Genomic DNA, 10,076 nt, shown 5'->3' with positions numbered 1-10,076 from the left:
GGCTAGTTGATCAAAACGCCGACGTACGGGCAGCTGTCCGAGAGCGCCGCCCCTGCCGGGAAGGTGTTCGGCAGCTGTCCCGTGCCCTGGCCGGTCAGCTTCCAGCCGCTGGGCGTGATGTTGCCCTGGCCGCCAGCCGACAGGTTGGGCAGCAGCAGCGACGGCCCCTTCAGCGAGCGGAACGTGTGGCTGGTGCCAGCGGTGGTGAACTTGAGCACCAGCCAGTAGACGCCCGGGTCGAGCGGCTGATTCAGCGATCCCTGCCCGGAGGTGGGGGACATCTTGACCCCGGCCCCCGTCGTGATCGTGAAAGCCCCGGACGAGCTGGGCTCGGCCAGCAAGCACATCGGGTAGCCAGACGCGCCGATGTCGTCGTAGATCCCCCAGCGGATCGCGGTACCGGCGACGGAGGCGATCGCCTCGACGGCCATCCGGACCCACCGCTCGCGTGAGCCGGTCACCTGGATCGGCAAGGCGAACATGTCGCCGGCGACGGCGGTGTAGTTGCTGCCGGTCCCAGCGCCGTCGGCGGTGTACCAGAAGCCAGACAGCCGGGGTCTGAGCAGCTGGCCAGACCGCAGTGAGCTGACATTCAGGTGAGCGGCGTTCCCGAGGCTGGTGGAGGGGGTGAGGCGGCGGGTGGCCGCCAGCAGCGCGTCGGCGATCCGGGCGGCGCCGAACTCGTTGGGGTGTACACCGTCGGAGGCGAACAGCGCGGTGTCCTTGCCGAGCGCCGCGTCGATGTCAGCGATCTGCACCATGCTGTCGAACTCGGCGATGACGTCGGCGATCGCGGCGTTCCAGGTGGCGACGTCGGAGTCGGTGACCGTGTTGGAGTAGCCCGCGTACCCGGCGGCGGTCAACCTGGCGATGTTGCAGACAATGACCGGCGCCGGGTTGGTCGCCTCGATCCACCAGCAGTCGAACTCCACAGCCCCGGACGCGTCGACCGCGGTGACGGTCATCACGATGGTCTGGCCGGCGTTCGCCGCGGTGAGGCCGGTGATGCGGCGAACGACCGGGCAGTGCGACCCGAACGTGATCACGTTCGACGTACTCAGCGTGCCGGTCACGCCGGCGGTGCCGGAGAAAGTCACGGTGCCGCCGAACGCGCCGGCCGAGCCTACGAAGCAGACAACGACCGGCTGGCCGCCGTAGTCGGCTGGCAGCGTGATGGTGATCGTCGCGCTGGTCGTCGAAGTGGCCCGCCGGATAGAGCTGCCTGACGCGAACTCGCTCGTGCCAGTTGACTGAGTGAAACCGGCGCCGTAGGAGATCTGGCCCGGATTGGTGCCGAGGTTGTAGCTGTCCTCGTAGATGGCCGAGGCGCGCCAGCGGCTGACCACGGTGCGCAGCGCGTGCTGGAACGCGGTCCGCACCTGGACGCTGACGCCCTTGTTGCCCATGTCGTTGATGCCGTAGCAGATCACCGCGGCGCCGCCGTCGGCCGCGTATGGGCCCGTCCGCTGCGACTTCGTCACTTCCTGCAGGACGCGGGCGTACCCGCCGTGGGAGCGTCCCTCCTGGGTGAGCATCGCGCCGCTGGCGGCGTAGTTGCGCCAGTTGTTGTGCTCGATGTCCATCGAGCCGCGGAATATCGCATCGGCGCGGCCGGTCTGGTACAGGGTTCCGGCCGTGAAGTTGAAGTAGCTGTGCGCGAACACGTTCCAGTAGTCCGGCACCTGCAGCGCGGCGCGAGGTTCGATGGGCACGTCAGCTCGCAGTCGCCAGAGTCGTCACGATGGTGCCACCTGCGGCGACTCCGATCATGCTGACGGGCTGCGTGCACATCTCAGCGGGCACCTCGTACCGATCGCCTGGCTCCAGGTACCAGTGATGGGCGGCCGCCGTCGGTGCCGTACTGTCGAAGCGCAGGTACACGCGCCCGTTCGCGATGCTCACCATGGTCACCGCAACCCGGGAGGCGTCTGCCGCGATCTGCGGCGCCGAGGCCGTGGCCGACACGGTCCAGGTGTTGGTGGACACCGCGGTGGCGCGCGCCTCACGCACCACCTGCTGGTGGTCACCGCCCGCGACCTGGAACGTGTCGACGGTGGCACCCGACCCGGGCGTGACCGCGACGTTGCTGTCGGCCACCGGCTAGATACCCGTCGCGTCCAGCACCAGGGCGCCGGCCGCCACGGTGATCTGCCCCTGACTCCCGAAGACCTCCGGGACCACCTTCTGCCAGAACAGCTCCCCCTGGCCGGTGATATTCACGCTGGCGCCGCCCTGCGTCAGCGACACCTCGAAGCTGTCCGCGGTCGAGGTCACCACGTGGTAGACGGTCCCCTCCGCGAGTCCAGCAGGCAGCGACTCGGAGAAGACGTTGAACAGCATCACCCGGTCGCCGTCGACCAGGCCGTGCCCAGCCGACTGGATGGCGTCGGCGGTGACCCCGGCCGCGTCCACCGACCCGAAGCCCTTCACCGTCCCGTTGAGCGGCGCGTAGCCCCGATACTGCGTCGTGTTGCCCGTGCTGGCGCTCCAGTACGTCAGGAACCCGTAGGTCCCCGGCGGGACGTCGAGCGTCAGAGCGTTGGTGTTCGCCTTCTGCCCGGAAGCTGCCGCGCCCCAGGTGACCGGCTGGCGGGCGTAGACGGGGCTCCCGCCGGTCGCCTCGCCTGCGTTGGCCGTCCCGCTCGTTCCAGGATCGGTCAGCGTGTGGACGCCGACATGGGTGATCTGGCTCGCCGACTCATCGAGCGCGTCCAGCATCGCGTTCTTCGCAGCGTCGTTGAACGGCACGACCTACCTCCTGGGGTTACTTGTCGGCGGCGCGGCCGCGCGCCTTGTTCGGCGCGGAGGGCTTCGCCTTTGCCGGCTCGGGCTCGGGCTCGGGCTCGGGCTCGGGCTCGTCAAGCAGTCCGTAACGCTCGGCGTCCGCCCGCTTGATCGGAGTGCCCGGCACGCAGAACAGCCACCGCGCCGCCGGGTCGGACTCCGGCACCAGGCGGCCGTCCTCCGTCAGGCACAGCCGCGCCGCCGCGATCACATGCCCGTCGTCAGGCGCTGCCGACTTCACATACTCCAGTCCCATTGCCTCTCCTACCGGTAGAACAGGACGACGCGGAACTTGCCGGCGGTGAGCACGGCCGTGGCCACCACGATCGTGATGTTCCGCACGGCCGTCGTCTTGAGCGACGTCGAACCCGTCCACGCCGGGATCACGTCCTTGCGGCCCACCGTCAGCCCGGCCTGGCCCGTCGCCGCCAGGACGTCGGCAGCCGCCTGCGCTTGGACAGCCACCGTGCCCGTCGCCGACAGCACCGCGGTGTCGACCTCGATGTAGCCGCCGAGGATCACCGAGCCTGCGGGGATCTCGTTGCCGTTGCTGTCGCCCGGCGCCGACCGCAGCACCTTCGTGCCGACCGTGCCGCCATCGACCGCGTGGTCGTACTCGCCCACCGCCACCTTCAGGCCGCGGGTGCCTTCCATCACTGGCATGACTCTCCTTCAGATCTCGGGAGTCCCCGCGGCGAGGCCACGTTCCCCCGCCGCGGGGACGACGACGTCAGAGGCCCGTGACGTGGCCGAACGCCTTGGGGCGGTAGTGGATCAGCGCGCAGCGCACGTCAGCGCGCAGCGCGAGCTTGCCCTCCGCGAAGAACGTCGAGTGCGAGTTGGACACCTGCACGTCGATGCCCCGGCGGACCGCCAGCTCCGAGAAGTTGGTGTAGTCGCCCGCGATCGCCGACGTCGCCGGCGCGGCCGTGGTCTCCACGACCGGGACACCCCAGATCGTCGACGGGCCCGGGATGCTCGGGTGACCCCAGATGTAGACGCCGTCCGCGGTCTTGAGCAGCCGGACCTCCTGCCACTTCGCAGGGCGGATGAACAGCACGCTCGGCTCGGCGAAGCCGTCGTCGCGGATCTTCGTGAACAGCTTGTAGATCGCGTCCGGGATCGGGTCCGCACCCTTCGCCTGCACCTGGATGCCGACCACGCTGGATGTGCCGAGCAGGTTCACGCCTGTGCCGTCACCCACCAGCGCCTGCGAGTCCAGCCGCTGGCGCAGCATGAACGGCAGCCTGTTCTCGACGTACATCTGAGCGCGCGGCTCATCCTCGAACTGCTCATCGGTGACCGGAAGGAACACAGCGACCTTGCGCACCTGCGAGGCCCGCTCGGTCAACGCGAGCGTCGCCTCCTGGTAGGTGCCGCCCTCCGCCGTCTCCTGCGCAGCGTTGGTGAAGGTGGTCTCCTCCATGTAGACGACGCTGGCCTGCGACGTGGTCGTCTGCGGCAGGAACTCCACCACGTGCGGCGCCGGCCGCGTCGGGAACATCTCCACCCGGCCGGTCCGGATCGACTCAGGCGCCCAACCGGCGCCGGTGCTGAACAGCGTCTTCAGGTCGATGTCCAGCGACGCCGACGGGCCCTGGCCGGAGCCCGGCCGGTAGCCCTTGCACGCCTGGGAGGACACGAACAGCTCGCCCAGGCTCTTACGCTGGCCCTTGCGCTCCGGCTCGACCGGGGCATCCTTGCCGCCCTGCTCGACCTGCTCGGCCTCCCGCGCAGCGCCCGCCGCGCGGGCGAGCACCATCAGCTCGTCGACCTTCGCCTTACGCTCGTCGATCTCCGCGTTGAGCTGGCGGATGTGATCCACCTTGGCGTGGGTGTCGCCCGCAATGGACTTCACCTTGCTCATGTCGTAGTCGGGGCCGGCCTCGTCGAAGATGCCCTTCAGGCTCTTCCGCTTCGCGTCCAGCTCCGCCTGCGCCTCGCGCAGCGCCGGGAACTCGATGACCCTCTCGGGGGCTTCGATAGTCATGATCTCTCCCTCACATGTTCTGCAGCTGGGCCACCGACCGGGCGATCAGCGAAGCGATCTCGCTGTCGCTCGGGTCCTCGGGGCCCGTGGGCGTGGAGAGCAGGGACTTCAGGCGCCGCAGCTCGTCGTCGACCCAGCCCAGGAGCTCGGCCGACGACGGGGCGAGCCCCGTCCTGCCCTTGCGCGCGCGGAGAGCTAGGACTTCCGAAGCGCGATCGATGTACGAGGAGAGCCCGGCCAGGACCAGGTGGCCCTCCTCGTTGAACTTCAGGGAGCCTCCGGTCTGGGCCTTCAGCTCCGGGGCCTCGACGTCCGCATCCTTCAGATGCGCCGCGAGGTGGTCGTAGACGGCCTGGCGGTCCGCGTCGGGGATGCCACTCTTGCCGTCGTTCAACCGGGCGATGCCCATCAGGCAGGCCCGGACGTTCGCGGGCCCGCCCACCCCATGGTGGTGCGGGATCCGGTAGGAGCTCTTCGCCTCGGGGTCACCGTCCGGGTCCACCCAAGCGAACACCGTGCGGAGCTCCGACGGCCGCGGGTCCTCGCCGAGGGCGCCGACCGTCTTCGCTCCATCCCAGGACGTCGACGTCGTCTCGCAGTCGTGCGGCGCGATCGGACGGCCGCCCCGCGACGGCGCGACGGCCGGGCCAGCCGACTTCGCCGACAGGGTCCGCGTGTTCACGCCGGCGCCGCGCAGGACCGGGCTGACCTCGAACACCTTCAGCTTGTTCAGGAAGCGGACCTTCTGCCCCTCGAACTCGCCGAAGCTGTAGTCGACCGCGTCGAAGCCGTACGACCACTCCTGCAGCCCGGCGTCGCTCAGCTCCTTGACCGTCAGGAAGGCGTTCTTCCCGTGGTCGGTGTTCATGAAGAACTGACCCTCGAAGATCGCTTCCTTCTGGGTCTGCCGGATCGTGCCCTTGCCGACCGGCAGCTTGCCCTGCCACGAGGTGTGGCCGTACTGAGAGATCAGGACCGGCGCACCGTCCTCGAACGCGCCCGGCGGCGTCACGTCCCGGTCGGAGTCGATCACGTTGAACGTCGAGAAGACGGCCTTGACCTGCCCCTTGGCCTCATCCTTGATCTCGACGCGGAGTCCCTTGGTATCCATCACTGCTCCTCTGCCGGATCGGGTCCGGATGGGTCGTCGGGCACGGGCCCGCTCGGTGCGGGGCCGGCCGGTGTGGCTGTCGTACCGGGCGGCTGAAGCTGCACGCTGTACAGACCGGTGTGCTTGAGCAGGGTCATGTCCTCGGCCTCGACCGCGGCGACCACGCTCTCCGGCTCATAGCCGGCGTCGACCAGCTGCCTGATGGCCGCGGCCTTGGCCTGCTGAATCTCGGCGCTGTCCTTGCGGTCATCGCGGAGGAAGGCGATGTCGCGATCGTCGTACCAGAGCTCCGCCCCGCTCGGGACCTCGATCAGCGACGACAGGGAGCCCGCTGCGTTGCGCCACAGCGGCCGCATCGTCCCGTCCGCCATCCGGCGCCGCGCGCTGCCGTAGTTCCCGGCGTTGAGGCTGCTGCCTTGGAGGCCCTCGCTGAACCCCACGATGGTCGAGGGGATGCCGGCCGCGGCCGCCAGCCGGCTCTCGCCCGCGCCCTGGGTGCTCTTGAAGTCGAGCTGGCGAAGGTCCATGGTCAGCGGGGTCACGTCCGCGCCGCCACCCAGGTAGAGCGTCTTGTACGCGTTGTCGGTGCCCTTGTGCTGCTCATCCATGAGCGCCTTGAAGCGCTGGAACATGTCCGGCGTGACGCTCGCGTCGAGCTTGACGGCGAGCGACGGGGTGGCGCCGTTCTCGAAGAACTTCAGCTTGTGCTGCGTCGCCGCGAGATCCGAGCTGATCTCCCGCAGCACCGGTGTCAGCCACGACATGCCGCGCCAGGAGCACTCGGGGTCGGGGATCGGAGCGAAGTGCGCGACCTGGTCCGGCAGCAGCAGGGTGTCCGTCCGCACGCCCGGCGCCCGCGGCGAGTAGTAGTAGCCGATCACCTCGGCGTCGAGCGCCGCTCCGTATAGCTCGGGCTCGCTCTTCGACGCGCTGACGATCGTCACCCAGTCCGGCCGGAGCCGCCGGAGTCGGTCCGTCCCCGGCACCTTCGCGATGAACGCGTTGCCGGCGAGGTCCGCGTCCTGGATCATGCGGGCCAGCAGGTCGCCCGTCGTGCCTCCCGGCCACGGGTGCTCCAGCGCTGCAAGCGCCGAGGTCCCGAACAGGTCCCCTGGGCGGCCGTTCCGCATCCGCCGGAAGGTGAACCGGGCCTCGCTGAACACGGCCAGGCGCACGAGCATGAGCGCGGCGATCGGCCCGTTCCGCTTGTAGATGCCCTGGACGTAGCCGGGGAAGTCGTTCTCGATCTGCTCCCGGTCGGACGACATCGACGACGAGCCGATGAACGGCCACCTCAGCCGATCCAGATCCCAGAACGGCGGATCGGACCAGCCCTTCCGGCCGCCATCCTGGGCGCGCTGGCGCCGGCCGCGAGCATCAGCCACGACCCTGCTCAGCAGACCCATCAGAACTCGGTGCCGCCCTCGCGGCGCGTACGGCTCGCGTCAGTCCAGCCAGCCACCGCAGCGACCCACAGCATCGTCGCCCCGAGCAGCAGCGTCCGCAGACACCAGGCGATGCCGTACGGGATCGCCAGCACCAGCGTGCCAAGCACCCGCAGCAGCGCGATCAGCCCCTTACGGACGTCCACCCGCCGGGCCTCCTGGGTGACCCGCTCCAGCGGCATCGACAACGCCATCGCCCCTCCTACGCGTAGACCGCGAACGGCATGACCGGCGGCTCGTCTTCCAGATGACCCTTCGTCGCGAACCCCCAGGCCGCGTTCGTGACCGCGATCAGCGGGCTGCTCTCCGCAGTAGCCGCCCTCGCGTCCCACGCCTTCGCATCGCTCAGCAGCCTGGTTGCCGCGCCCGCCACCGCCACGTCAAGCGCCGGGTGCGGCACGTACCTCAGCGACGGCTCCCCCTCGTTCGGGGCCACCGCGTCCACGAACTGCCCGTACGCCGCGGCCACGTCGCGCGCCGAGGGCTTCGTGATGTCGAGCCCGCACGCCTCCAAATCGGCGATCAGCGAGCCGGCCGCCGACCCGGCGTCCACGACGGTGGCGCACGGGTTCCACCGATCGCGCAGCTGCACGGCACGCTCGGGCACCCACTGCGTCCCGAGCCGGTAGTCGACCAGCTCGACGTGCAGCAGGCCATCAGTGCGCCGCCCTGCCACGGCGATCGCCGCCCACGACCGGTCCAACGCCACGTGGATGGCGAACGCTACCCGGCCGACCATCTGCGAGTGCTCGTCTGCGAGCGCCCGCCACTTCTCCTCCGGGATGACCAGCCACAGGTCCGGCGACGTGTCCGGCCACTGGTTGCAGTAGGCCCGGCGGAACTCCGGCAGCTTCGTCTTCATCGACTCGAAGTCCGCCCGGACGGCCTCCTCGGTCACGGTGTGGCCCAGGGCGGGCATGCACCGCCACCAGGTCGCCGGGTCCGCCGGATCGTCGTCCTCGCCCGCCGACCACTCGAAGTAGGCCACCGTGTCCATCGCGCCGGCCTCACACCGCTCCCGGCCCGCGTCCACCTTCTCCCGCAGGTAGACGCTCTTCAGAGTGCCGGCCGTCGAGACGACGCCCTGCTGAGGCTGCGGACGGGTAATCATCGCGGGCCGGAAGGCCTGCTCGACCCGGTTGTCCTCCTGGGCGAACGCCTCGTCGATGACGCCCTCGTCGAGGGTCTCGCCGTGCGCCGCCTTCTCCGTGTTCGACGTGACGCCGTGCCGGGAGCCGTTCCTCCAACGGATCGCCTCCTGACCCAGCTGGCGCCGGACCGTGAACAGCTTCCGGTACTTCGAGTTCTCCAGCGTGGCGACGTGCTCGTCTTCCCACTTCAGCCGGGCCGCGCCGCGAGTCTGTGCCGCATACAGGATGCGCTGCCGTCCGCCGAACCCGAGTGCCCGATGGACCATCTTCGCCAGGAGCAGCGTCGTCTTCCCCGACTGGCGCGGCACCGTGATGTTGTACTCGCGGTACACCAGCTTGCCCGTCGCCGGGTCGATCTCCAGGATCACGTCCGCGACGTACTGTTGCCACGGCATGAGTGGCGTGCCCAGCCGGGCGGCGATGATGCCCAGCGCCGGCCCGAGCGTCTGCCGGTCAGGATTCCGGCGCGTCCCCCATCGAGGCGGACAGCTCAGCGACAAGATCGGATCCGTCATCATCACCTGCCGCCTCCGCCAGAGCCTTCAACGTTTCGCGCAGCTCCCGCGCCACTGCGGCCGTAGCCATCCCTGCGTCCTGGTCCAGCTTCCGGGCCAGGTTGAATGCCGCGGCCGCCAGGGATCGCGCTACCGACCCGGACACGTCCATGGCGTCCACGTCGCCGCGCACCGCCGCCTCTACCGGGCCGACCTCAAGCTCCGCCATCACTCACCCCGCGAATCGTCACGATGCGTCACACCGTGCTGGTTACGCACTGCTACGTCTGTCTGGTCACTCGGCGCGAGAAGTCACGGAGCGTTCCCCCGCATGGGCCACACAAAAAAACGGCGATCGGGCGCGGGTCACCTAATGGATCATGGTCTTGCGTCGCAACCCGGCCCCCCTGCCCCTGACCTGCTGTTATGCGGGATCGGTTGTGACCTGGTGTTCGTCACGCTTTGTGACATGATTGATCATCATTACTCAATGTAACGATCAATATGTCACGTATTGTCACCATGACCGTGACGACCTGGGTGGTGGGGTGCACTGGGGGTGAGGGGCGCGGGCGCCGGCGCGGGGGGCGGGGCTCCTGCCTTGCCTGCTCTGCCTGCCCTGCCGTTGAACCGCCTGGTTGTACCAGCGTGTGGCGACGGCTCGCGCTGTGGCTGGTCGTTCTGCTGCGATGCGTTCCATGACGACGTCGCGTCCTGGGTCGATGGTGACGATATGCGCACCGTGCTCGGCGTACGTGGTCAGCCATTCGGGTTTGGGCATGGAGTGGATGATGTAGACGTCTGTGCTGGTCACGTGCCGTAGCGCCTCGCGGATCGCTGCGGTGCGAGCTCGGAAGGCGACCTGGCGTACGGGCTCGGGGTGGTCGTGGAGGTCGCCGTGGTGTGGCCCCGATAGCGCCACCGCCAGGAGGTCGTAGTCCACCACCACGTCCCCCCGACGAGCACGCCCCCGGACCCATGTTGACTTGCCCCCGGCGGGCGGGCCGGTGATCACATACAGCACGGGGTTACCAAGCCCGGGACGATCGAGGGGCGGGGGGTAGCGACCGGGCCCCCTTGGACTGGTTGCACAGCCGGCCG

General features: G+C 69.3%; 11 protein-coding genes. All 11 read right to left on the bottom strand.

Features of this window, described 5'->3' with window-relative positions; translation table 11 throughout:
* Window positions 1–2: 2 nt before the first annotated feature.
* Complete coding sequence (locus tag ACGF0J_RS22005) at window positions 3–1,682, bottom strand: SGNH/GDSL hydrolase family protein (RefSeq protein WP_393148572.1); 1,680 nt, start codon at window positions 1,680–1,682, stop codon at window positions 3–5.
* Window positions 1,683–1,713: 31 nt separating this feature from the next.
* Window positions 1,714–2,097, bottom strand: coding sequence for a hypothetical protein (locus ACGF0J_RS22000; protein ID WP_393148570.1), 384 nt, complete (start codon window positions 2,095–2,097; stop codon window positions 1,714–1,716).
* A 3-nt stretch (window positions 2,098–2,100) separates the two neighbouring features.
* Window positions 2,101–2,748, bottom strand: a complete 648-nt coding sequence (locus ACGF0J_RS21995) for a hypothetical protein (protein WP_393148568.1) — start codon at window positions 2,746–2,748, stop codon at window positions 2,101–2,103.
* A gap of 16 nt (window positions 2,749–2,764) precedes the next feature.
* On the bottom strand, window positions 2,765–3,040 hold the full coding sequence (locus ACGF0J_RS21990) for a hypothetical protein (RefSeq protein ID WP_393148566.1): 276 nt from the start codon (window positions 3,038–3,040) through the stop codon (window positions 2,765–2,767).
* An 8-nt stretch (window positions 3,041–3,048) separates the two neighbouring features.
* Window positions 3,049–3,447: a hypothetical protein gene (locus tag ACGF0J_RS21985; protein WP_393148564.1), complete on the bottom strand. Its 399-nt coding sequence runs from the start codon at window positions 3,445–3,447 to the stop codon at window positions 3,049–3,051.
* A 67-nt stretch (window positions 3,448–3,514) separates the two neighbouring features.
* Window positions 3,515–4,774: a phage major capsid protein gene (locus ACGF0J_RS21980; protein ID WP_393148562.1), complete on the bottom strand. Its 1,260-nt coding sequence runs from the start codon at window positions 4,772–4,774 to the stop codon at window positions 3,515–3,517.
* A 10-nt stretch (window positions 4,775–4,784) separates the two neighbouring features.
* The gene (locus ACGF0J_RS21975; RefSeq protein ID WP_393148560.1) at window positions 4,785–5,885 is read right to left on the bottom strand and encodes an HK97 family phage prohead protease; all 1,101 of its coding nucleotides are present in this window, start codon (window positions 5,883–5,885) and stop codon (window positions 4,785–4,787) included.
* Window positions 5,885–7,270, bottom strand: coding sequence for a phage portal protein (locus tag ACGF0J_RS21970; protein ID WP_393148558.1), 1,386 nt, complete (start codon window positions 7,268–7,270; stop codon window positions 5,885–5,887). The genes ACGF0J_RS21975 and ACGF0J_RS21970 overlap by 1 nt, the downstream gene beginning before the upstream one ends.
* 20 nt (window positions 7,271–7,290) lie before the next feature.
* A complete protein-coding gene (locus ACGF0J_RS21965) occupies window positions 7,291–7,524 on the bottom strand; it encodes a hypothetical protein (RefSeq protein WP_393148556.1) in 234 nt (77 codons plus the stop codon).
* Window positions 7,525–7,532: 8 nt separating this feature from the next.
* Window positions 7,533–8,981 (bottom strand): terminase large subunit domain-containing protein, encoded by a 1,449-nt coding sequence (locus tag ACGF0J_RS21960; RefSeq protein WP_393148554.1) that lies wholly within the window; start codon window positions 8,979–8,981, stop codon window positions 7,533–7,535.
* Window positions 8,935–9,204, bottom strand: coding sequence for a hypothetical protein (locus ACGF0J_RS21955; RefSeq protein WP_393148552.1), 270 nt, complete (start codon window positions 9,202–9,204; stop codon window positions 8,935–8,937). The genes ACGF0J_RS21960 and ACGF0J_RS21955 overlap by 47 nt, the downstream gene beginning before the upstream one ends.
* Between the last annotated feature and the right edge of the window lie 872 nt (window positions 9,205–10,076).

Origin of the sequence: Nonomuraea sp. NPDC047897, assembly GCF_043204415.1 — a bacterium.
In the GTDB taxonomy this organism is placed as follows: domain Bacteria; phylum Actinomycetota; class Actinomycetes; order Streptosporangiales; family Streptosporangiaceae; genus Nonomuraea.
The sequence above is the reverse complement of the archived record's forward strand: the minus strand, read 5'-3'. Positions and strand labels throughout refer to the sequence as shown.

What these genes read in the sequence shown, in the direction of transcription:
- ACGF0J_RS21955 (WP_393148552.1), bottom strand. Translation starts at nt 9,204, where the DNA reads ATGGCGGAGCTTGAGGTCGGCCCGGTAGAGGCGGCGGTGCGCGGCGAC.
- ACGF0J_RS21980 (WP_393148562.1), bottom strand. Translation starts at nt 4,774, where the DNA reads ATGACTATCGAAGCCCCCGAGAGGGTCATCGAGTTCCCGGCGCTGCGC.
- ACGF0J_RS21985 (WP_393148564.1), bottom strand. Translation starts at nt 3,447, where the DNA reads ATGCCAGTGATGGAAGGCACCCGCGGCCTGAAGGTGGCGGTGGGCGAG.
- ACGF0J_RS21975 (WP_393148560.1), bottom strand. Translation starts at nt 5,885, where the DNA reads ATGGATACCAAGGGACTCCGCGTCGAGATCAAGGATGAGGCCAAGGGG.
- ACGF0J_RS21965 (WP_393148556.1), bottom strand. Translation starts at nt 7,524, where the DNA reads ATGGCGTTGTCGATGCCGCTGGAGCGGGTCACCCAGGAGGCCCGGCGG.
- ACGF0J_RS21990 (WP_393148566.1), bottom strand. Translation starts at nt 3,040, where the DNA reads ATGGGACTGGAGTATGTGAAGTCGGCAGCGCCTGACGACGGGCATGTG.